The sequence below is a fragment of the Hymenobacter sp. B1770 genome, assembly GCF_049896385.1.
Lineage (GTDB): Bacteria > Bacteroidota > Bacteroidia > Cytophagales > Hymenobacteraceae > Hymenobacter.
In genome coordinates, this window is record NZ_JAFCUF010000007.1 from 147,498 (window position 1) to 168,181 (window position 20,684).

20 protein-coding genes are annotated in these 20,684 nt (G+C 54.9%); 9 read left to right on the forward strand and 11 right to left on the reverse strand.

Features of this window, described 5'->3' with window-relative positions; all coding sequences use genetic code 11:
- The first annotated feature begins 103 nt into the window (after positions 1-103).
- Together ACP7AJ_RS15180 and ACP7AJ_RS15185 are read left to right on the forward strand one after the other, a co-directional pair.
- Positions 104-1,345 (forward strand): pyridoxal phosphate-dependent aminotransferase, encoded by a 1,242-nt coding sequence (locus tag ACP7AJ_RS15180; RefSeq protein WP_426061058.1) that lies wholly within the window; start codon positions 104-106, stop codon positions 1,343-1,345.
- A gap of 12 nt (positions 1,346-1,357) precedes the next feature.
- Complete coding sequence (locus ACP7AJ_RS15185; protein ID WP_426061059.1) at positions 1,358-2,032, forward strand: cytochrome b/b6 domain-containing protein; 675 nt, start codon at positions 1,358-1,360, stop codon at positions 2,030-2,032.
- A 239-nt stretch (positions 2,033-2,271) separates the two neighbouring features.
- On the opposite strand, the gene ACP7AJ_RS15190 is transcribed toward ACP7AJ_RS15185, so the two are convergent.
- Both ACP7AJ_RS15190 and ACP7AJ_RS15195 read right to left on the reverse strand, forming a co-directional pair.
- Positions 2,272-4,626, reverse strand: coding sequence for a M1 family metallopeptidase (locus ACP7AJ_RS15190; RefSeq protein WP_426061060.1), 2,355 nt, complete (start codon positions 4,624-4,626; stop codon positions 2,272-2,274).
- Positions 4,627-4,797: 171 nt separating this feature from the next.
- Positions 4,798-5,394, reverse strand: coding sequence for a HupE/UreJ family protein (locus tag ACP7AJ_RS15195; RefSeq protein ID WP_426061061.1), 597 nt, complete (start codon positions 5,392-5,394; stop codon positions 4,798-4,800).
- Positions 5,395-5,612: 218 nt separating this feature from the next.
- On the opposite strand from ACP7AJ_RS15195, the gene ACP7AJ_RS15200 reads away from it, so the two are divergent.
- From ACP7AJ_RS15200 to ACP7AJ_RS15225, 6 genes are all read left to right on the forward strand, one after another.
- The gene (locus ACP7AJ_RS15200; RefSeq protein ID WP_426061062.1) at positions 5,613-6,089 is read left to right on the forward strand and encodes a hypothetical protein; all 477 of its coding nucleotides are present in this window, start codon (positions 5,613-5,615) and stop codon (positions 6,087-6,089) included.
- Between the two features lie 164 nt (positions 6,090-6,253).
- Positions 6,254-6,823, forward strand: a complete 570-nt coding sequence (locus ACP7AJ_RS15205; RefSeq protein ID WP_426061063.1) for a hypothetical protein — start codon at positions 6,254-6,256, stop codon at positions 6,821-6,823.
- Positions 6,824-6,847: 24 nt separating this feature from the next.
- Positions 6,848-7,318: a hypothetical protein gene (locus tag ACP7AJ_RS15210; protein WP_426061064.1), complete on the forward strand. Its 471-nt coding sequence runs from the start codon at positions 6,848-6,850 to the stop codon at positions 7,316-7,318.
- Between the two features lie 339 nt (positions 7,319-7,657).
- Positions 7,658-8,116 carry a hypothetical protein gene (locus tag ACP7AJ_RS15215; protein ID WP_426061065.1) on the forward strand — a complete coding sequence of 153 codons (459 nt, stop codon included), beginning with the start codon at positions 7,658-7,660 and terminating at the stop codon, positions 8,114-8,116.
- A gap of 249 nt (positions 8,117-8,365) precedes the next feature.
- Positions 8,366-8,845, forward strand: a complete 480-nt coding sequence (locus ACP7AJ_RS15220) for a hypothetical protein (protein ID WP_426061066.1) — start codon at positions 8,366-8,368, stop codon at positions 8,843-8,845.
- Between the two features lie 403 nt (positions 8,846-9,248).
- Positions 9,249-9,551 carry a hypothetical protein gene (locus ACP7AJ_RS15225; RefSeq protein ID WP_426061067.1) on the forward strand — a complete coding sequence of 101 codons (303 nt, stop codon included), beginning with the start codon at positions 9,249-9,251 and terminating at the stop codon, positions 9,549-9,551.
- 79 nt (positions 9,552-9,630) lie between these two features.
- Here the strand turns inward: ACP7AJ_RS15225 and ACP7AJ_RS15230 are convergent, their stop codons facing one another.
- From ACP7AJ_RS15230 to clpB, 4 genes are all read right to left on the reverse strand, one after another.
- Complete coding sequence (locus ACP7AJ_RS15230; protein WP_426061068.1) at positions 9,631-9,972, reverse strand: DUF5615 family PIN-like protein; 342 nt, start codon at positions 9,970-9,972, stop codon at positions 9,631-9,633.
- 4 nt (positions 9,973-9,976) lie between these two features.
- Complete coding sequence (locus ACP7AJ_RS15235) at positions 9,977-10,207, reverse strand: DUF433 domain-containing protein (protein WP_426061069.1); 231 nt, start codon at positions 10,205-10,207, stop codon at positions 9,977-9,979.
- A gap of 134 nt (positions 10,208-10,341) precedes the next feature.
- Entirely contained in the window at positions 10,342-11,226 is an 885-nt protein-coding gene (locus ACP7AJ_RS15240) for a tetratricopeptide repeat protein (protein WP_426061070.1), read from the reverse strand.
- A 95-nt stretch (positions 11,227-11,321) separates the two neighbouring features.
- Entirely contained in the window at positions 11,322-13,931 is a 2,610-nt protein-coding gene (clpB, locus tag ACP7AJ_RS15245) for an ATP-dependent chaperone ClpB (protein ID WP_426061071.1), read from the reverse strand.
- Positions 13,932-14,155: 224 nt separating this feature from the next.
- On the opposite strand from clpB, the gene ACP7AJ_RS15250 reads away from it, so the two are divergent.
- The gene (locus ACP7AJ_RS15250) at positions 14,156-14,881 is read left to right on the forward strand and encodes a hypothetical protein (protein ID WP_426061072.1); all 726 of its coding nucleotides are present in this window, start codon (positions 14,156-14,158) and stop codon (positions 14,879-14,881) included.
- A 736-nt stretch (positions 14,882-15,617) separates the two neighbouring features.
- On the opposite strand, the gene ACP7AJ_RS15255 is transcribed toward ACP7AJ_RS15250, so the two are convergent.
- The 5 genes from ACP7AJ_RS15255 to ACP7AJ_RS15275 all read right to left on the reverse strand — a co-directional run bounded on the left by ACP7AJ_RS15255 (position 15,618) and on the right by ACP7AJ_RS15275 (position 20,601).
- On the reverse strand, positions 15,618-16,337 hold the full coding sequence (locus ACP7AJ_RS15255; protein WP_426061073.1) for a DoxX family protein: 720 nt from the start codon (positions 16,335-16,337) through the stop codon (positions 15,618-15,620).
- 328 nt (positions 16,338-16,665) lie between these two features.
- Positions 16,666-16,932, reverse strand: a complete 267-nt coding sequence (locus ACP7AJ_RS15260) for a hypothetical protein (protein WP_426061074.1) — start codon at positions 16,930-16,932, stop codon at positions 16,666-16,668.
- Between the two features lie 432 nt (positions 16,933-17,364).
- Positions 17,365-18,198, reverse strand: coding sequence for a hypothetical protein (locus tag ACP7AJ_RS15265; protein ID WP_426061075.1), 834 nt, complete (start codon positions 18,196-18,198; stop codon positions 17,365-17,367).
- 717 nt (positions 18,199-18,915) lie between these two features.
- Positions 18,916-19,641: an NADPH-dependent F420 reductase gene (locus tag ACP7AJ_RS15270; protein ID WP_426061076.1), complete on the reverse strand. Its 726-nt coding sequence runs from the start codon at positions 19,639-19,641 to the stop codon at positions 18,916-18,918.
- A gap of 495 nt (positions 19,642-20,136) precedes the next feature.
- Positions 20,137-20,601 (reverse strand): RidA family protein, encoded by a 465-nt coding sequence (locus tag ACP7AJ_RS15275; RefSeq protein ID WP_426061077.1) that lies wholly within the window; start codon positions 20,599-20,601, stop codon positions 20,137-20,139.
- Positions 20,602-20,684: the final 83 nt, after the last annotated feature.

A 20,684-nucleotide genomic window follows, 5' to 3' on the forward strand; every position in this document is an offset into this window, starting at 1 on the left:
AACCAAGCTTTATTAGTATTGATTCGCGGCGCTGCCTGCTCCGAGCCGGATGCAAGGAACGGCACGCCGTGGGCAAGCAGTCGCATCAACTCTGTTTTTCTGTATGTTAGAAGTATCGCAGCGGGGCCAGGCCATGCCGGTCTCGCCGTTTCGCAAGCTGGCCCCCTACGCCGAAGCTGCCCTGTTGCAGGGCAAAATCGTGTACCCGCTCAACATCGGGCAGCCCGACATTGAGACGCCAGCGGCGGCAGTAGCGGCCATGCGCAACGCCGATTTGCGCGTGCTGGGCTATAGTCACGGCGCTGGCACCGAAAGCTACCGCCGCAAGCTGTCCGCTTACTACCAGCGGGCAGGCATGCCGGTGGCGTTTGAGAATATTATGGTGACCACGGGCGGCAGCGAAGCCATTCTGTTTGCGTTGCTCACCTGCCTCAACCCCGGCGACGAAGTCATTATTCAGGAGCCCTTTTACGGCACCTACACCGCCTTTGCCATTGCGGCGGGCGTCACCATAGTGCCCGTCACGGCGCACATTGAAAACGGCTTTGCCCTGCCGCCACTGGCCGATTTTGAGCGCGTGATTACGGAGCGCACCCGGGCCATCCTCATTTGCAACCCCAGCAACCCTACCGGCTACGTGTATAGCCGCGCCGAGCTGGAAAGCATTCTCGACCTGTGCAAGGCTCACAGCCTGTACCTGTTGTCGGACGAGGCTTACCGGGAGTTTTGCTACGATGCCCCTTACGTGAGCGCCCTCAACCTGACCGATTCCGAGGAGCATGTGGTGGTAGTCGATACCATTTCGAAGCGCTACAGTGCCTGCGGGGCCCGCGTCGGCGCCTTGGTAACGCTGAATAAAGACGTGTACATAGCAGCCTTCCGCTTTGCCCAGATGCGGGTGAGTCCGCCCGGCCTGGGCATGCTGCTGGCCGAAGCTGCCACCGACCTGCCCGACTCCTACTTCGACGAAAGCAAAGCCGAGTACCAGGCCCGCCGCGACCTGACCGTGGCGCGGCTGCAGGCCATGCCCGGCGTGGTATGCCCCCGCCCCGGCGGCGCGTTTTACGTGTTGGCCCACCTGCCCGTCGACGATACCGAAGAATTTGGGCGCTGGCTGCTGGAAAGCTTTTCCTATGAAAACCAAACCCTGATGCTCTCCCCCGCTAACGGCTTCTACCAGACGCCCGGCCTGGGGCGGCAGGAAGTGCGCCTGGCCTACGTAATCAACCGCACCCACTTGGCCGCAGCCCTCACCTGCCTCGAACACGCTCTACTGGCTTACCCCGGCCGCACGGCGCCGCTTCCGGCTACAGCCGCCAATGTGGTTCCCGCCCTTACCGTTTGATTCCTTTTGCTGATGAACCTGACCTCGACCCTGGTCCCCGTTGCCCAAGCCCCCATCAACGACTACACCGCGCCCGTACGCATCTGGCACTGGGGCAACGCCCTGCTGGTCAGCGGACAACTCCTAACCATTCTTTTTCAGCGGGTAATTGTGAACACCCGCTCGGCAGTGCCTGAGTTTCAGGAAACCATGGCCAAGGAAAACATCACCCTGAGCGTGAAGCAGGCCCGCTCGCTCACGCACATACTAAGTGAGCGCATCTGGGAGTGGCACATCTACCTGGGCCTGGCGTTGGCAGCATTCTGGTTGTTTCGCGTGGTGCTGGAGCTGCGCGGGCCTTCGGAAATGCGGTTTTCAAGCCGCTTAATGGCAGCTGCCCGCCGCTACCGCCTGGCTGCCCCGGCCGACAAGGGCGATGCCGGCGTGGCGCTTTATGCCCGCAGCACCTACGCGCTGTTCTATGCCTTCCTGACCATCATGGTCATCACCGGCCTCATCCTCACTTATCACAACGAGGTTGCTTTTTTCGACCAAATCGAACACACCGCCGAGGAGATTCACAACGTCACCATGTACCTGATTATCGCCTTTTTTGTGGTGCACGTGGTGGGCGTGGTCTGGAGCGAGGTTGTAAAGAAATCGGGGCTCACGTCGAGGATGATAGGCGGCGAAACCCACAAAGATTAAGCTGTTATGTAACAGCCTATTGGAACGGTGTAGAGACGCGACACTTCGCGTCTCAGCGTTGAACGGTGCACGAACGATGATGAGCTTTTAACATCGTGTAAGCAGTTTGCTCATGGCGCGTACGCCGAGACGCGAAGTGTCGCGTCTCTACACCATTCTCGTACATCCTTGGCTACGGATTATCAAGCATAAAAAAAGCGGCTCAATTGAGCCGCTTTTTTTATGCTTGATTAGGCCAATTACTGTCCTCCGCCACCCACAGGCTTCTGTTCCTGCTTGGGAGCAGGGCTGGCCGACTGGACCTGCTGCATGGGGTTAGGCGGGGTTTGCAGCTGCTGCTGAAAGAGCTCGAAGCGTGAGGCGGCGGCTTGGCGCGGGAAGGCGTTGTTGCTCTGGTCGGTGTCGGCCGTTTGCTGGAAGGGGTCGAGCACGAAGGAGACGACGGGCTGCTTGGTGACGATAATCTTGGTGACCTTCTCGTTGTTCTTGCGCCAGATTTCGGCCGGGATGGTCTGCACTTCGGTCGACTTGTCGGCGTAAGTCAGCTGCACCACCACGGGCATGACCAGCCCGCCGACGTTGCGCAGGCTCAGCTCGTAGAAGTGCTGCTGCTGGCCCAGGCGCTGGCGCTGCTCGGGGCTGAGGCTGCCCAGGTAGGCCGTGTAGCGCTGCTGGTCGGCGGGGGTGATGGCCAGCGGGTTGTACTGGTTGTAGAAGTCCTTGAGCTCGGGCTTCTCGTCGACCAGGGTGCTTTTGAGGTCGGTGGCGTTGCGCTGGGCCGAGATGGACGGGGCCGCAGCCGCCTGCAGCTGCTGCTGGCGGGCCTTTTCCACGGCCGGGTCGCCGGAGCTCGGGGTGTAGTACTTCACCGACTCGAGGGCCAGGTCGGAGCGGTCGGTGGTGTAGAACCAGCCGCGCCAGAACCAGTCCAGGTCCACGGCCGAGGCGTCTTCCATCGTGCGGAAGAAGTCGGCGGGCGTGGGGTGCTTGTAGGCCCAGCGCCGGGCGTAGGTCTTAAAGGCGTGGTCGAAGAGCTCGCGCCCCATCACCGTCTCGCGCAGAATGTTTAGGGCCGTGGCCGGCTTGGCGTAGGCGTTGGGCCCAAACTGCAATACCGACTCCGAGTTGGTCATAATCGGCGTTTGCAGGCTTTTATCGGTGCGCATATACGACACGATGTTGGCCGGCTCGCCGCGCAAAGACGGGTAGTTGCGCTCCCACTCCTGCTCGGTGAGGTACTGCACGAAGGTGTTTAGGCCCTCGTCCATCCACGACCACTGCCGCTCGTCGGAGTTGATAATCATGGGGAAGAAGTTGTGCCCCACTTCGTGGATAATCACCGAAATCATCCCGTATTTCCGCTGCGCGGTGTAGGTACCGTCCTTCTCGGGGCGGCCGCCGTTGAAGCATATCATGGGGTACTCCATGCCGCCCACCGGGCCGTGCACCGAGATGGCGACGGGGTATTCATAAGGAATGGTGAACTTCGAATACGTTTTGATGGTGTGGGCCACCACCTCGGTCGAGTACTGGCCCCAGAGCGGGTTGCCCTCCTTGGGGTAGTACGACATGCACAGCACGGGCTTGCCGTTCTGTTTGATTTGCATGGCGTCCCAGATGAACTTGCGCGAAGAAGCCCAGGCGAAGTCGCGCACGTTCTTGGCCGCGTAGGTCCACGTCTTGGTGCCCGTGGCCCGCTTGCCTTCGGCCTGCACGGCCTCGGCCTGGCTGACGATGAGCACCGGCTTCTTGGCCGTTTTGGCCTGCTCCAGGCGCTTCTGCTGGGCCGGGGTCAACACCTGAGCGGCATTTTGCAGCGTGCCGGTGGCGCCTACCACGTGGTCGGCCGGGGCGGTGATGCTCACCTTGTAGTCGCCAAAGGGCAGGGTAAACTCGCCGTTGCCCAGAAACTGCTTGTGCTGCCAGCCTTGGTTGTCGGAGTACACGGCCATCCGCGGGTAGAACTGCGCGATTTCGTAGAGGTAGTTCTTATCCTCGGGGAAGTACTCGTAGCCGCTGCGCTCGCTGATTTTCAGCTGGTCGTTGATGTTGTAGTGCCACTTCACGTTGAAGGCGAAGGACTGACCGGGCCGCAGGGGCGTGGGCAGGTCCACGCGCATCATAGTGTGGTTGATTACCGTCTTGAGGGTCTTGCCATCTTTGCCCGTTACGCTTTCGATTTTGAAACCACCGTCAAAGTCAGAAAGCATACCTTCCAGCGCCTGAAAGGTCATTTTGTCCTGCAGCTGACTAACCTGGGTGGAAGTAGTTATCGAATTTTTGTCCAGAATGTTCTGGTCGAGCTGCACCCAGAGGTAGGGCAGCACGTCGGGCGAGAGGTTGGTATAGGTAATGGTTTCGCGGCCGCTGATGGCCTGCTTGGCATCGTCGAGCGTGACCTTGATGTCGTAGTCGGCCCGCTGCTGCCAGTAGTCTTTGCCGGGCGCGCCGCTGGCCGTGCGATACGAGTTGGGGCTGGGCAACAGCGTTTCGAGCTGTGCAAATTTGTCGGTGCCCGAGTTGGTGGTTTGGGCAGTGGCGGGCAGCTGGCCGGCCAAAGCCAGTACCAAGCCGGCAAATAGAAAACGACGCATGAAGAAAAAGTAATTTAGAATAGCCTTAGCCAAGAAGGTCTGCGAAGATACAACAGAGGTTGCGCTGGCCGGCAAATAGTTACCTGCCCGGCGCTTGCTACTACTGCCTGGGTATCCGGAAGGTGCCAGCCCCACCCGCGCTGAACAAGCGCGCCGCATAAAAATTCAAAATCAGGGCCACAGCTGCTGCATCAGCAGTAAAGTGGCAATGCCCAACGCTGCGCCGCTGGTGGTAAGCAGCCAGTCGCGGCGTGCCACGCCCAAGCCGCGCAGCAGCACTGCGCCCACCAGCAGAATAACGCCCACAATCAATACCTGCCCTACTTCTACGCCCACGTTGAAAGCCAGCAGCTCGAGCACGGGCCGGCTGTTGGCGCCCAGCAATGACTGCAGGTAATTGGAAAAGCCCAGGCCGTGAATCAGGCCAAAGCCCAGAGCCAGGGCATTGGAGGAGGTAACCAGCACCACGGGGGCCCGCGGCTTGAGCACGCGGCTGGCCCCGCGCATGTTGAGCAGGGCCGTGACCATGATGGTAATCGGAATCAGCGCTTCGATGAGCGTTGGGCTGATGGCCACTATGCCCAGTGTGGCCAAGGCCAGCGTGAGCGAATGCCCCACCGTGAAACTCGTGACCAAGGCCAGCACCCGGCGCCAGTCGGCCAGCACGTAGGGCGCGCACAGCGCCAGCAGAAACGTGAGGTGGTCGGCGGCCCGCGGCGTGCAGATGTGCAAGAAGCCCAGCTGCAGATAGGTTTGAAAAACGGACATCAGAAGCGCAGTCTATAAAGCAGGTCGATAAGGCGAAGGTCGGTGTTTTACCGAAAATGCTGGCTGCCCCTCAAGCACAGTTGGCTCCGGCAGTTTCCAGCGTTGCCCAGAATGCTGCCTACCAAACATATGATAACGCTCTCAGGGCTGGGTGCCCGGCGTTGAGCATGATGCAGTAATTAATTTGGCCGGGGCTCACTAATGAAAAATAAAGAAACTTGATTATCTTAGTTAAGGAACAGAAAGACTGCACACATACCCTCCAGCCAATGCTACTCCGGACGTCGATTTCACTATTACTGCTGTACATTATTGGCTGCTGGCTGCCAGTTGCTGCCCAGAGCCGTGCAAGCTATTCCAAGGCCGATACGGTGCGGGCTATGCGGGACTTGTTTGAGGAGCGCAGGGGCAGCGCCAGTACCCTGACAACAATAGGCGGCATTACTACTGGCCTTGGTGCGGGTGCAATGCTGCTAGGGTTCATGGCCTCCGACAACCTTGGCGGGGCAATATTACTCGTGAACGCAATTGGGTTGGCGGCTGTAGGCGTGCCCATGTTGGTGGTGGGAAAAAGCCGGCAAAAAGAGGTTATGCCTGAGCAGGAAGAAGCTGTTATCGGTGCGTATGAGCAAGGCAATCCCTTGCCGCGGGAGCTTAGCCGACGGTTGAGGCGCCGGCATTTTGCAGTGCCTTAACCTCCTCCCCACCGGCGTGCCCCACGGCTGTGACTGAGGCTACGGGAGTAAAGAACCTTTTCAAGGCTGCAAAGCCAGGGAGCGCGAAGTATATCTTTTCAATTAAGGGATTTTTCAGCGCAGCTTGTATTGGTCGCAATACAAGCTCAAACTGCTGTATACCCATGAAACACGCCTCTCAAAGCTATAATCCAGGGACATTAGCTGCCTACGGCCGCGTTTTGTTACCTCTTTTTGACAATCGTATTTCGCTTTATCAATTTTTCACCAAGAATGATATCATGCATTTAAAAGCACTACAGTTTCTTATGCTATTGGCAACGACAGCGGCAGGCCAAAATGCAGCGGCGCCTGAGCATGGCGCTAACTCAGCAGCAATAGCAACCCGACAGCTTACCCCCGCCGACACCGTTCGTGCTTTGCATGAGCTGTTTAAAAGCCGCCGCACCCGCGGCGCTCTGTTGTTGGGAGGTACAGGGGCAGTGGTATTGGCCGGCAATATTGTTTTGCACAATGACCCCGGCTTTCCTTCCTCCGACAAAACGAATGACGCCGTTGTTGCCAGCAGCATAGCACTCTTATACGCGGCTCCACTTTGGGTTGTGGGAACCAGCCAATTAATGCGCTTCAGCAAAAAAAAGGAAGCAGCAATTATTAATGGTTTCACGACTAAGCACACGCTTCCAAACAAAATTCAGCGCCGTTTGAAACCGAGCCTATTTGCCGCTCACTAATGCCTCACTTCATGCCCTAAGCCCATGAAAATCTTTTACTTACTGACTCTGCTTCTGCTGCTGCTGGTGCAGTCAGCTTCCGGCCAAGTAGCCGCACCTGTTTCCAGTACTACCGACACAAGCTTGGTTGCAGCCAAGCGGCTTACTGCGGCAGATACCATACGCGCAATCCATCGCTTATTTAAGCAGCGCCGGACAGTGGGGTCCGTTTTGGTGGTGTCGGCAGGAACACTGGTTGCCATAGGCCTCAGTGACGTTGTGGAGAGTGGTGGCAATGCGGCCTTTTTTACTGGTGCCTCCGCCTATGCATTTGTTACGGTACTGGCTGCCATTTATACCGCCCCCTTGTACATACCCGGACTGATTATACGAGGGCAGTACAGCAAGAAAAAGGAAGCTGTATTAATTGCTGATTATAATTTAAAAAGAACCATCCCCAATAAATACCTAAGAAAATTAAAACCTCACTTTTTTGAAAAGCCAAGCGTCAAATAGCCCAGTTGGCACGGCCCTATTTGGTGCATTTTGCGAGAAAAAAAGCCCCATCAGCAACTGCTAGCAGCATCTGTCATTGGACCAACCATTTCCCCACTTGCCCCCGCCGTTGTGGTGGACGCAACAGAAGTAGCGTGTGGTCTAAAGGCTATAAGTTTTAAACGAATCTTTTCTGGAACAGCACGCTACAGCTGAGATAGATTCTGAAGGGAGCTTACACCCCAAATAGTATACTTGGCAAACTATGCTATCGGGCCGTTAAAACGCTCTAATATCATTTGATGGCAAGCCTTCGGTAAGCAAATTTCGCTGCACCGATTCTTAACTGAGAATAGCGCTATGAAACTTATACTACTACCGTTTCTCATGCTGCTTACTGTAGCAGCCACTGCCCAAACTTTGCCAACCGATGCAGGTGTTAGTGCTCCAATAGTAAGTCCGAATTCATTTACTGCCGAAGACACTCTTCGGGCTATTCATAATCTATTTAGGTCACGCCGAATTGGGGGCGGAATAATGGGCCCGCCTGCTATTGCTGCCGACCTTATAGCTACCCAAGTAGACATAGATGCACAAAGGAAGAGGGACAATTTTTTTAAGCCCAGCTATGGATTTACATTGACGGTTTATACCATCCTCACAGGCCCCTTTATAGCAGTAGGCATGCATAAGCTGATTTATTTCAGCAATGCCCGCGAAACAAAGGTCATGAACGAATTCAAACGGAGCCATAAACTGCCCCGCAAAGTCAAGAAAGAGCTTAAGCCCAGGTTTTTCAATCAGCCCAAGAACAAGTAAACCGTGCACCATTTGGTATTAATTGGAAAGCGCGCTGTAGGCCGCCGCTGGCGTGAGTTTAGCGCAGCGTAATTCGCGCCAACCTTGAGATGGGTGGCACGGCAGCTGCTTTCCCCAATGCAGCAGATATACTGCTTCCTCGCTACAGCGGGCCACAGGTTACGCTTCTCAACGCCCTCGCCAAATCAAGAGACCTTTCTGCACATTATTGCGAAATTTTTTATATTTATTAAGAATTTCTGCATTCCAATGAAGCGTTTACTCTCACTGCTGAGCCTCATGGTGGCCGTGCCCTTGGCTGGCCATAGCCAAGGCGTGCAGCCGGGAGTTTATGTAAACCGGGTTTTCACCCACTCAGACACCGTACAGGCATTGCACGACATGTACCGCAATGGCCGGCGCTGGGGTCGGGTTCTTACGGCACTGGCCCCCGTAGCAGCAGGCTTTGCTGCTTACTCTTATCCCAAAACGGACTTAGGAATAAGCCCTTGGGGCAACCAACCCAGCGGACCGAATGGCCACGCCACTGCCTACATGATAGCCATACCCGCTACTCTTACATTCTCGCTTGTTGGCGTGCTTTCCTGGAATGGCAATTCGAAAAAAATCGAGCAGGAAACCATTCGGCATTACGAGATGCGCTTGCCCCTATCACAACGAATCCAGCGACGACTCCATCGCCAACTTGAAAGCACCTTGCTTACAGCCACTCCCCAAACCGGTAGTTAATTGAAACCTCGCTGGCAAATAGCCAGCGAGGCATAATCCGAGCGAGGCGTTGTCTTGCATTGGCACGACCTGCACCGGGGCGAATGAGCGGCGCAGTGGCCAATTAATACCGTGCAGCAGCGGAAGCACTGCCTTCAGGTCACGATTGGCAACGAATTAAGCAGCGCTAAACTTGCGCTAGATTGGGGCTTTGAACTCGTAATAAATGCCATAATAGTAGCTTGCAGGGATTTCTCATTCTCTTCTATCCCAAATGCTAGTGCACAAACCTCTTCTTATCCTCTCACTAATGCTCGGCACAAGTACTTATGCTTCTGCGCAGGCTGCCAGTCCACAGGTCGCGACTGTTCCCGCAATAAGTCCTACTACCCGCATCCTTACGTCGGCTGACACAACGCAAGCCGTGCGCCGCTTGTTTGAAAAGCGTCGCACCGGCGGCTGGATTTGGACCGGCATTGGTGGGGCGTTTGCCCTTCGAATTATTAGCGTTGCAGCAACTAGCAATTCTGATGCGGCTAGCGGCACACCCGCAGGAACTGCCGTCGGCGTTGCTGTTTTGGGTGGCATTCCTGCTGCAATCGGCGTGGGTAAACTCGTTCGATTCAGTGCAGAGCGCGAACTCGAAACCGTAGCAGCTTACGAGAAAACTAGAAAGTTACCCAATTACATTCAGCGCAGACTTAGGCAAAAATATTTTAGCAGCTAGTTGAGTAATCGACCTGTTGGCGCGTAAATAAGCCCCGCCGCCGTGGCTGCCGCGGCGGGAGTCGTACAAGTTTCTACGCTTACGGCAACCGTAGCTGCAAAAAGCCAAATTCCGTTTGTTCGCCCAAGAATAACTTAATTTGTGGCAGCCGCGACAGCAGAAACTCGGCCAGCTTCGCCACAGGCACTTGCGCATTCTGCACGGCTACCACACGAGGCGGAAAGCCTTCGGCCAGCACCAGCCGCAGGAAATCCTCGTCTTTGGTAAGCACATCGTAGCCGTGCTGCCTGGCGTAACGCCAGATACTGGTGTCGGGGCTGCTATCTAGTTGGATGTCCCGAACGTGCAGTACGGCCGCAAAATGCGGGCGCAGGTATGCAGTCAGGCGCCAGGAAATATTTTCGTCGAGCAGCAAGCGCATGCCCCTAAGCGGCTAGCAGCACCACGCTTTCCTTATAAGCCGCATAGAGCAGACAGGCGCGAATCTGCGCCGGGCCAATCGCCGGAAAGTCCTCCTGAATGTCGGCCGCGCTCATGTCATTGGCCAGCATCTCAAGCACTTCGGCCACGGTCGTGCGCGTGCCCTTTACCACCGGCTTACCAAAGCGCACCTGCGGGTTCAGTTCAATGTAGGCGGTGATAGCAGCGGTGTCCATAAGCGGCGAGGGTAACTGAGTTACCAAAAATACGCAGGACTTGGGTAGATGGTATATAACTGTCTACTACTCGCCCCGCCGTCGTGGCTGCCGCGGCGGGAGTGGCGGAGGTTTCTGCGAGTCCTAATGCCATATCAGTTTTTTAAACGAACATAAAAACTTCGGCGCCGAATATAATCTTTCATAAACTCCGCGGTCGGTTGCTGACTTTGGGCAATGAATAGCTTCTTGTAATAATGAGGCAAATTTTTCGGAGGATAGTTTTTACTGATGGGCACATTGTATGTTAAGCCGAGAAGTGTAAAAACAGCTTTCCATTCATCGTCATTATTGCTAACCACTAATTTGTTAACTGCGTTATTGAGCTCTGCAGCAAATCTTTTTTTATCAACCAACTTCAAAAGTGCGTCTTCTGACTCACTGAAGAATTCTTCTAGTTCGTCGGCGTAAATCAATTCCAGAATAATCTGTTGAACGGCTTCTTCTTTCCTATTGAGCTTCAACAGTACATCTGTTTTCCAAGCCAGTAAGTATGCTTCTTTTTGGCTAATATTGGTATCGCTGCCTTCGAATCCCCAATAGGGATACTCGCTTTCCGCTTTGTTAAGCCAACTTAACACCTCATTATAATTACCCTCTTTTTGGTATAACCCCGCGAGGGCAATAGCTGCCTTATGCTTGTAATTAGTGTGAGGCTCCATCAACGACCCTGTTTCTGCATCATCGCGCAGGTTAGAAGCCAACACCTTGCGATAACCTGCCTTCGCCTTTGCGTAGTCCTTTATCTCCGAGTACAAATTGGGAATGTTAAACAGGGCATCGCCGTAGATGTCGTAGTGCAAGCCAATTTTCCGGTCAACTATGCGTGACCAAATAGCCAGCGTCGAATCAATCTGTCCCTTTTCATAATAAGCGCGGCCTTGATTGAATAGCTGAATGCCCGTGGTGTCGGACGGTGCTTGAGCCAAACAACCTAATGAGCTGATCGTCAGAAAAATTGTCAGTAAAGGTTTTAGCATATCCTATGGCTCATCGTAACTAGCTTAAAGCTAAAGCAAAAAAGCCCCGCCAGCACGACGCTGACGGAGCTTTCTATTACAACTCAATTCAACAATTACACCGTGGGCATTTCCACGTTCTCGAATTTAACTTCGCCGTCTTCCAGCACCGCCTCCACTACCGCGTCTTTCGTCACGCGGCCGGAGAGAATGTCTTTCGACAGCTCATTGAGAATCACACGCTGCAGCACACGCTTCAGCGGACGAGCACCAAACTGCGGGTCGAAGCCCTGGTGGCCCAGGTGGTCGAGCACTTCGTCGGTGGCTTCGAGGCGGATGCCAGCTTCTTCCAGGCGGTGCTGGATTTGCTTGAACTGGATATCGACGATGCGGCGGATTTCCTTGCGCTTGAGCGGCTGGAACATCACGATTTCGTCGATACGGTTCAGGAACTCGGGGCGCATGTGCTGCCGCAGGCGCTCCACCACTTCCTCGCGGGTGCGGTCCACCACTTCGTCGTGGTTGTACTCATTCAGCTCTTTGAAATTCTTCTGAATGATGTCGGCCCCGGTGTTGGAAGTCATGATGATGATGGTGTTCTTGAAGTTCGCCACCCGGCCTTTGTTGTCGGTGAGGCGGCCATCGTCGAGCACTTGCAGCAGGATGTTGAACACGTCGACGTGTGCTTTCTCGATTTCGTCGAGCAGCACCACCGAGTAGGGTTTGCGGCGCACGGCCTCCGTGAGCTGGCCGCCTTCGTCGTAGCCCACGTAGCCGGGAGGCGCACCGATGAGGCGCGACACGGCGTGGCGCTCCTGGTACTCGCTCATGTCGATGCGGACCATCGAGTTCTCGTCGTTGAACAGGTACTCGGCCAGGGCCTTGGCCAGCTCGGTTTTACCCACGCCGGTGGTGCCCAGGAAGATAAACGAGCCGATGGGCCGCTTGGGGTCCTGCAGGCCGGCGCGGGAGCGGCGCACGGCATCGGAGATGGCGCCGATGGCTTCGGACTGGCCGGCCACGCGCTTGCCCAGCTCCTGCTCCAGGTTCAGCAGCTTCTCGCGGTCTGACTGCAGCATTTTGCTCACCGGGATGCCGGTCCACTTGGCCACCACCTCGGCAATGCTTTCGCTGGTCACCTCTTCCTGCAGCATGGTGCCACCGTCTTTGTTCTCGCTGGCTTGCTGCTGCAGCTCTTTCAGCTTGGCTTCGGCTTCCTGAATCTTGCCGTAGCGCAGCTCCGCTACCCGGGCATAATCGCCCTGGCGCTCGGCTTGCTCGGCCTCCAACTTGAACTGCTCGATGGCTTCTTTCTGCGTCTGGATGCCGGTGAGGATGCCTTTTTCGCTTTCCCAGCGGGCTTTAAGGCTGTCGCGCTTGTCGTTGAGCTCGGCTAGGTCCTTGCTGAGCACGGCCTCGCGGTCGTGGTTGTTTTCGCGGCGGATGGCTTCGCGCTCAATTTCGAGCTGCATGATGCGGCGCTGGATTTCGTCGAGCTCCACGGGCATGGAGTTCAGCTCGATGCGGAGCTTGGCGGCCGACTCGTCCATGAGGTCGATGGCCTTGTCGGGCAGGAACCGGTCGGTGATGTAGCGGGCGCTCAGCTCCACGGCCGCAATCACGGCGTCGTCGGTGATGCGCACGCCGTGGTGCAGCTCGTACTTCTCCTTGATGCCGCGCATGATGCTGATGGCGTCTTCCACATTGGGCTCGTCCACCATCACGGCCTGGAAGCGGCGCTCCAGGGCCTTGTCTTTCTCGATGTACTTTTGGTATTCCTTGAGCGTGGTGGCGCCGATGGCGTGCAGCTCGCCGCGCGCCAGGGCGGGCTTGAGCAGGTTGGCGGCGTCCATGGCGCCTTCGCCCCCGCCGCCGGCCCCGATGAGGGTGTGCATCTCGTCGATGAAGAGCACAATCTGGCCCTCGGAGTCGGTCACTTCTTTGATGACGGCCTTGAGGCGCTCCTCAAACTCGCCCTTGTACTTGGCTCCTGCTACCAGCAGGCCCATGTCAAGGCTCATGATGGTTTTGTCGCGCAGGTTTTCGGGCACGTCGCCGGCCACGATGCGCTGGGCCAGGCCCTCCACGATGGCGGTTTTGCCCACGCCGGGCTCGCCGAGCAGCACGGGGTTGTTTTTGGTGCGGCGCGAGAGGATTTGCAGCACGCGTCGGATTTCTTCGTCGCGGCCAATCACGGGGTCCATCTTGCCGGCGCGCACCTGCTCGTTGAGGTTGCGGGCGTAGCGGTTCAGGCTCTGGTACTGGTCCTCGGCGCTCGGGCTCGTGACTTTGCGGCCCCCGCGCAGCTCCTTGATGGCGGCTTTCAGGTCCTTGTCGTTAAAGCCGGTGTCTTTGAGCAGGGTGGCCACGCTGTCTTTGCCGCCGAGGATGCCGAGCAGCAGGTGTTCCACAGATACGAATTCGTCGCCCATGTCCTTCATGGCGGCGTTGGCGCGCTGCACAGCGGCGGCGGCCTCGTTGGCGAAGTAGGGCGAGCCGCCGCTTACCTTGGGGTAAGCGGCCACGATGGCGTCGAGGCGGGGGTTGAGGATGTTAAGGTTCGCCCCGAGCTTGCTGGCGAGAAACGAGAAGACGCTCTCCTCGCTCTGGAAGAGGCCCTTCAGCAGGTGGCCCGTTTCGACGGCCTGCTGCTGGTTGCCCCCGGCGATTTCAGTGGCCTTCTGCACGGCCTCCTGCGCCTTGATGGTGAAGTTTTTAAAGTCCATTGTCGTAGTCTCTTAGTAGGTGCTTCAGTGTAGGAAGTTCTACGAGGTGACTAGCAAACGGGGTGCAAGAAGAGTTTTTCGGACTTTTTGGCGGGTAAATACGATTCTAGACTGAAACCGCCTGACTGAATTTCAGTTTTGAAAGCGTGCTCTCATTACCAAATGCTTTGTTAATTGAAACAAAGTGTACTTTCGGATATTGAAACCCTTTAGATTACTAGGGAATGCAGGAGAAAATAGGTAAGTCGTTGTTCTCCTCCGTTTCTGCTGACCTAACAAGCGTCACAAAAGATGTTGCCGAGGCAGCGCTTGATTCTATCACGAAAGGGGAACTCTTAAAGAATGTACCAATCCTAAATACAGTCCACTCCCTTGTAAAGGCAGGGTTTGATATTAGAGAGCATCTATTCATAAATAAGGTGCTGAAATTCTTGTTCGAGCTGAAAGACATCCCTTTGGATAAAAGACAAAATTTCGTACAGCAATTAGAAGAAGGTGAATTTCAGAAGGATGCAGGCGAAAAGGTTATCGCTATTTTAGATAAGCTAGATGATTCTGACAAGGCATCATATGTCGGCAAATTATTCAGAGCAACTATCAATGGAAAACTCAATTTTGACGACTTCTTGAGGCTTTCATACATTATCAACAATGCTTTTTTAGAGGATTTGAGGTTACTCAAAAGTAGCTTCCATGCTGATGGGCATGTTGCGACATATTATTTGTCAGAAATTAACGTAAGCAAATTATATAGAGTTGGATTAGCATCTGCGGCAATTATTCCCGATAGTGCTTCTATCGCCAGAAGAGAAAGGCACGGTGAAACAAATAAGCCCATCGATTATAAAACAGAATACAAATTAAATAACGATGCTTATATAATCACCAGAGAACTATTTGATGTTGCTTGGATTGAAAAAACCTATAATATCTACAACCAAAACAACTAAGCACTCAACACGGAAACAATCCAGGCACTATAATTCATATGGTATGAATCGGGCGGCATCGTTTTTTATTTTTTTTGATAGGCCTATTTGCATTTCCACACCAATCATTTGCGCAGGGCTCATTGACGGACCTTGATGCGAAAAACGGATTTCGGAAAGTAAAATTTGGAGCTTTGCTATCTTCTTTTCAAGATATGGTATCAACAGATGCTAATCCCAATGAAAAGAGTGATTGGAAAAACTAAGAAATGCGCTCAGATAATAAATTCCTAGGCGACATCCCTCTCGACTATATTTCATATCAGTTTTTAAAGGTTTCTTAATCAGAGTTAGTCTCCAATCAAAAGGGCACTTCAATGAAATTTTTGAAACTATTACTCAGGCATATGGGGGAAACAACAAAATTGAAAATTCTACTTATAATAATTTTGAAAACATCAGCTATTATTGGGAAGACTCTAAAGTAACGGCCAGGTTACTTAAGGGGCCGGAGTATATGAGTTTGGATTTCCGCACAAATACAAACACAGATTATTTCGACAAGATTGATAGCCAAGTTAAAATGCAGAAGCGTCTTAAGGGATTATAACTTTTGAAGCTCCTGTTTCCCTCAGCGGCGGGGGCAGCGGGCGGGGCGGTGGGGAGGTCGCGGTATTTAAGCACCCGCGTTACAGTCTCGCATTAGTGTCAGTGAACCAGACTTTAAGCAGGCGCGCACTGGTGCTTTCCACCAAGACTACTGGATATCATCAGGAGCCTTGTCGTAGCGGTCCAGGGCTTGGTTGAGCGGCTGGCCCTTTTTGTGGATACAGTCGCAGAATTCGTAGCCGGCTTGGGTTCGGCGGCTGCCGGCAAACTGCGACTGGCAATCGGCCAGAGTGTTACGGGGCGTCACCTCGTAACCGGTGGTTACTACGAGCACTACCAGGGCCACCGTTACGGCCGCTCCGGCAAAGAAGGCCGTGGGAAATTTGTTGCTAATGCTGGCTTGCGCAGGCAACACAGTGGCACCGGGTTGGTGAAAGGGCAATATGAATTTCAGCCGGTCGTAGTTCCAGAACAGCAGATACAAATTGGCGAGCACCATCAGCGGCGACGTCAACAGCGAGCCTTCGAAGCGCACCGCCAGGGACAAGATGCAAATGTTTAAGATGATGGGGAAATATAGGAGGGCTCCCAGCACGGCGGTGCGAGGTATCAGCAAGAGAATAGCCGCTAGCACCTGAGCAATGCCGATGTAGGTGTAGTAGTAGCCGGTATGAAACAGGGCTTCCAGGTAGTTGCCCATGGGGTGGTTGTTGGACAGCACCGTAAACCGTTCGCCCATGATTTTCATCGCCCCTGACGGGATAAAGCCCGCCGCCAGCGCTACCCGATTGAACACCGCGAAATACCGCATCCACCGGTTGTGCTTAGCCTGGGCATGCAGGCGGTCGAGGGCAGTGGCAAGGCTCATGGGTTTGCAGAAATAGGAAGTTGGGAAAAGGCCTTGAACCCCGAACTGCGGCGGGCGTGTAGCTCGTGCCTGCTATGAGGTGAAGAATGACCACAAACTGGCGCGAGCTTGTAGCTCGTGCCATATGAAGCGGCGATTGCAACTCCGCTGAAGCACCGCAGCAATTTACGGCAGCACAACCTGCCGCTTCCCAAGCACCGGGAGGCACGGCCTCCCTCCCATCTCCAGCACGAGTTACGCTGCGCTAAACTCGCGTCATTTCAAATGAAGCTCCCGTGTCCCAAGCGGTGGGCGCAGCGGGCGGGGCGGTGGGTTAGACACAGCTTGTTTACTTAGGCGGTGGCAGCACCACATTCGCCATCGCCTTGAGGTCTAAGTCCGGGACAAAGCCATCACACACGGTGAGTATGCTAAACAGATACCGCTTCAACTCCGCGGGGTCTGGCTGCTCGTGGCGCAGCGCTGCCTGCACGAGGTGCAGGGACAAATCGGCCAGCACTAGCTGCTTGCGCGTTGTGCGGTCGCTTGTCGCAACGGCTGCAGTCTCCGTCAGGGCGTGAGCTTGCCTTACGAGGTCTAGAATAGCGTCGTGCATACTCAATTAGTAGGTAAGAGTAAAGAGCGCGACGCCGTGCGTTGCCGCCGCAATGTGGCAAAGCTAGCCCCTGCTTGAAGATGCTAAGATGTCGTGGTTCTTATGTACCCCGGCTGTTACGCGCTTATTGCTCGTGCTGCGTTAAAACAGCGCTTGGGCAATAGCACAGAAGCTTCAGTTGCACTCAGCGGCTGCCGTAGCGGGCGACGCGTCGGTGGTTAGAGTGGCGCTCGCGTGTTCGCACGACTTCACTGGTTCCCCTGGTAATTTCTGACAAGGCAGCCCGGGCGATACCCCGACCAATGAAAAGCCCCAGCCCGCTGCAAGTGCAGTGAACTGGGGCTTTTCATTGGTCGAGGGATTTGGAGCAGAATGTTTTACTTACTCAGGCAGTAGCCTCTATTCCTGAGACGGGAGATTTTTACACCTCCCTTATTGAGCAGCTGGGCGATACACTAAGTTGTCGAATGAAATACGGTATTGCTTGGGGCTCTTCTCGTAGCTAATGGTGTAGCTGGTGGGGTAATAACCGGCCCGCTCAACGAATTGTGGCTGGCGGATGGGTATGGTCTCGCTACCCAAGGACTGCAGGTAGGCCAGCGTGAACATGGGCTCCAGGAAGATGATGTGCCCTTGGTAGCTACCGTAAATAAAGGTTCGGGTAAATACTCCGCCGTTAAATTCCGGTGCCGTCACGTCTATGGAATGTGCGCCCATGCCGGGAACCAGCCCCGGCCCCATTTGGTACCCTCTCGGCAGATAGCCCGGGGCCGGAAACACGTCAAAAACCGGCATGTTATTCACCACCGGGGCCATAAAGGGAATGCTGGCCTTCATGGCTTCGGATATCAGGTAGAAATGCAGGTCGAAGTGTGGCAGCGTGTAGATGCCATTCGGCTCGTGCCCCTGCGGGTTCCACTCAAAATCAATGTGGTCGAAGGGCGGCACCGCCACCTGCCGAGGCAGCTGGAAGGTGTAATGAGTGTGTTCACTTCCTTGATTCATTACCGATTTAGCCGACACCTCTACGCCCATTGCAATGGGTGTTCCGGCAGCGTTCACCGTTACCCACGCTCTTCCCACTCCCTGGCCCAGCGGCACAGCGGGGCCGTAGAATGTTTTTTCGGATTTGGCTAAGCTTTCGGTGCTAGTGCTAAGGTCTGGTTTTACCTCATCCTGCTTGGTACAAGCAGAAACAAAAAAGGTGGCGCTTACCAGTAACAGGCTTCGCGCAATTAGGCTAGTGAAAAAATGTAGATGTTTCATGTCCTTGGGGTTATGCAACTACAGGTGAAGTATTCTATTTACTTGTCGCCGTGGGCTTTTTAAGCGCAAGCCTGTCGTGGCTGGCTTGGCAGAACTACCCACCAGCCTCCGATGTACTTTCGTCGGGAGTTATGCATGGCGTTGCCTATGCCCACGAAGGGCAGATAAATCCTTAGTCTTGAAAAGACTCGGGCAGCTTATGGCCCTTCAAGGGCCAACGACACGCATTTGGTGCTGCAGCGGTACCGACACCACAGAAATGAACACTACCCCTAGCAAGGGGGCAGTTGGGAGGGCCAGGTAACAAGCACGGCCACCCTGCCTAGGACAGTAGCCGCCCATGTTTGTTGATTAAGTATAAATTTAACTTATTTTAACCCAATAGCAATAGCTTACGTCAAATTTTTTCCTACTGCTTATATTCACCCGGTTGTACTGCGCGGACTAGCTTGCTGAAGCTTTGTTTCGCTAAGCGGCGCCATCTTGAACCGGTGGGGAGCAGACACGCGGCTCAACTCAGAAGCTCTATTTTTTTCCAAGCGGTGCCCGCAGCCGACGGCTTGGCAGTGAGCAGGGCAACACCCAAGGCAGTCATAGTACTTGGCACTTCTCCTTACAGGCCCAAAACAAAGAGCCCCAGCAACTGCCGGGGCTCTTTGTTTTGGGCCTAAGGCAACCGGCAAGCAGCTGGGCGGCCAAAGCTGGTTACTGCTTCGGCTACTTCAGCTTGATGCCTTGCGCCTCCATTTGCTTTTCAGCCTCGGCTTGGTTGGCCATGTATTGGGCGTGCTGCTCGGGCGTGCGCTGGGTGCCCAGGCTGGCCAGGTTCTGCTGCAGCTCGGCGGCGGGCATATCGGCGCCGTACGAGGGAGTGCCCGGCTGCTGCCGCCACGACTCGTGCAGGCTGCCGGCGTCCACGGCGTCGAAGCCCAGCTCATCGACCAGGGCAATCACCTTTTGCTTGGCGGCGGCATCGTCGCCGGCCACCGGCAGCGAGATGCGGCCGGGCGTGCCGGCAGGCTGCCCCTTTTGCTCGAGGTGATGGGCGTAGATGTTGTTGAACACCTTCACCACCGGCCGGCCCAGGTGCTGCTGCACCCATTCGCTCTCGGTCAGGTCGCCGCTTTCCAGCTCTGGCATTTGGCCATCGCGCAGATAGGGGTAGTAGTTGCTGGTGTCAATGATGGGCACATCGGCAGGCACGCCCTCGAACAGGTCTTTGGGCAGGTCGGGGATGTTTTTCAGCGGAATGGTCACCACAATAATTTCGCCGTGGCGGGCAGCTTCGCGGGGCGTGACGGGGGTAGCGCCGGTTTTCTGGGCCACGTCCGTCAGCGTTTCGGGGCCGCGGGAGTTGGCAATGTAAACCGAGTGGCCGAGGCTGGTGAGCCGCACGGCGAGGGCGCTGCCGATGTGGCCGGCTCCAATGATTCCTATGTTCATAGCAGTAGGTTAAGGGGTGCTTTGTGGGCCGCTATTTTGTAAAGCGGCATATTCTAAGACTCCCTCCACAGCCGGATTGTTTCGCTAGTGTAATTTAAGCAGCATACGAAATAGCCGCTCAGGAGTGGCCCAGGCCAGACGCACTGAAGAAGGACGTGGTGGGGCGGGTGCAGAAGCCTCTCTATTCAATAGAGAACAGCGCATGGCCTCCGGCCTTGAAAAGAAAAAGCACAGTGGCAATGGCCGCAGCACCTGAGCTGAAAACGAGACCGGCCTCACTGCGCTATATCCGGCAGAGCTTATCTACTATAGCTTTTCAGTTTTTGGTTATTATAATTTCTCGGATACATAATTTCGTCATGGCCGATATACCGGCTGGCTGTGGAAGTATAGATGGGAGTATTTACACCCTGTTACTGAATTGTCTTTTGCTGGTTAAGGACACGGTGTTTTTTTACTGTTCATTTCTACGAATTTTGCACCTGGTTGCCTTCGTTACGCCTCTACCTCTACTGTTACCTCTATTTCTACGGCTATGTTTCCCGGTAATGAGCCCATGCCTACGGCAGACCGCACATGCATTCCTTTCTGACCGAAGACCTCTACCATTAAATCAGAGAAGCCGTTTATAACCGTCGGGTGCTGCGTAAAATTTTCTGTAGCATTGACCATGCCCAGCACCCTGACAATCTGCTTTACCCTGCTCAGGTCACCTAGTGCCTGCTTCAGGGTTGCCAGCACGCAAATGCCGGCGTTGCGGGCCGCCTGGTACCCCTGCTCTGCCGTAAGGTCGGCCCCAACCTTGCCGATGTCAACGGCTGATGGAGCTCCGCAAAAACTGTGTCCGGACAAGAAAAGCAAGTTGCCGGTCTGGTAATGGGTAACATAATTAGCCACGGGTTGCACCGGCTTTGGTAGCTCGATGCCAAGTTGTAACAGCTTATCTTCTGGGTTGGTCATGGCCAGTTAGTTTTGTAAGCAGGACTTGTCTGCATCTCCAAAAGAATAGAATACGTGTAATTTATAAACCGGCTATATATTTT

Excerpts from the sequence above, each read along its gene's own strand:
- ACP7AJ_RS15270 (WP_426061076.1), bottom strand. The coding sequence starts at position 19,641 with ATGAACATAGGAATCATTGGAGCCGGCCACATCGGCAGCGCCCTCGCC.
- ACP7AJ_RS15265 (WP_426061075.1), bottom strand. The coding sequence starts at position 18,198 with ATGAAACATCTACATTTTTTCACTAGCCTAATTGCGCGAAGCCTGTTA.
- ACP7AJ_RS15240 (WP_426061070.1), bottom strand. The coding sequence starts at position 11,226 with ATGCTAAAACCTTTACTGACAATTTTTCTGACGATCAGCTCATTAGGT.
- ACP7AJ_RS15220 (WP_426061066.1), top strand. The coding sequence starts at position 8,366 with ATGAAGCGTTTACTCTCACTGCTGAGCCTCATGGTGGCCGTGCCCTTG.
- ACP7AJ_RS15190 (WP_426061060.1), bottom strand. The coding sequence starts at position 4,626 with ATGCGTCGTTTTCTATTTGCCGGCTTGGTACTGGCTTTGGCCGGCCAG.
- ACP7AJ_RS15260 (WP_426061074.1), bottom strand. The coding sequence starts at position 16,932 with ATGCACGACGCTATTCTAGACCTCGTAAGGCAAGCTCACGCCCTGACG.
- ACP7AJ_RS15185 (WP_426061059.1), top strand. The coding sequence starts at position 1,358 with ATGAACCTGACCTCGACCCTGGTCCCCGTTGCCCAAGCCCCCATCAAC.
- ACP7AJ_RS15255 (WP_426061073.1), bottom strand. The coding sequence starts at position 16,337 with ATGAGCCTTGCCACTGCCCTCGACCGCCTGCATGCCCAGGCTAAGCAC.
- ACP7AJ_RS15195 (WP_426061061.1), bottom strand. The coding sequence starts at position 5,394 with ATGTCCGTTTTTCAAACCTATCTGCAGCTGGGCTTCTTGCACATCTGC.
- ACP7AJ_RS15210 (WP_426061064.1), top strand. The coding sequence starts at position 6,848 with ATGAAAATCTTTTACTTACTGACTCTGCTTCTGCTGCTGCTGGTGCAG.
- ACP7AJ_RS15215 (WP_426061065.1), top strand. The coding sequence starts at position 7,658 with ATGAAACTTATACTACTACCGTTTCTCATGCTGCTTACTGTAGCAGCC.
- ACP7AJ_RS15250 (WP_426061072.1), top strand. The coding sequence starts at position 14,156 with ATGCAGGAGAAAATAGGTAAGTCGTTGTTCTCCTCCGTTTCTGCTGAC.
- ACP7AJ_RS15230 (WP_426061068.1), bottom strand. The coding sequence starts at position 9,972 with ATGCGCTTGCTGCTCGACGAAAATATTTCCTGGCGCCTGACTGCATAC.
- ACP7AJ_RS15180 (WP_426061058.1), top strand. The coding sequence starts at position 104 with ATGTTAGAAGTATCGCAGCGGGGCCAGGCCATGCCGGTCTCGCCGTTT.
- clpB (WP_426061071.1), bottom strand. The coding sequence starts at position 13,931 with ATGGACTTTAAAAACTTCACCATCAAGGCGCAGGAGGCCGTGCAGAAG.
- ACP7AJ_RS15235 (WP_426061069.1), bottom strand. The coding sequence starts at position 10,207 with ATGGACACCGCTGCTATCACCGCCTACATTGAACTGAACCCGCAGGTG.
- ACP7AJ_RS15275 (WP_426061077.1), bottom strand. The coding sequence starts at position 20,601 with ATGACCAACCCAGAAGATAAGCTGTTACAACTTGGCATCGAGCTACCA.
- ACP7AJ_RS15205 (WP_426061063.1), top strand. The coding sequence starts at position 6,254 with ATGAAACACGCCTCTCAAAGCTATAATCCAGGGACATTAGCTGCCTAC.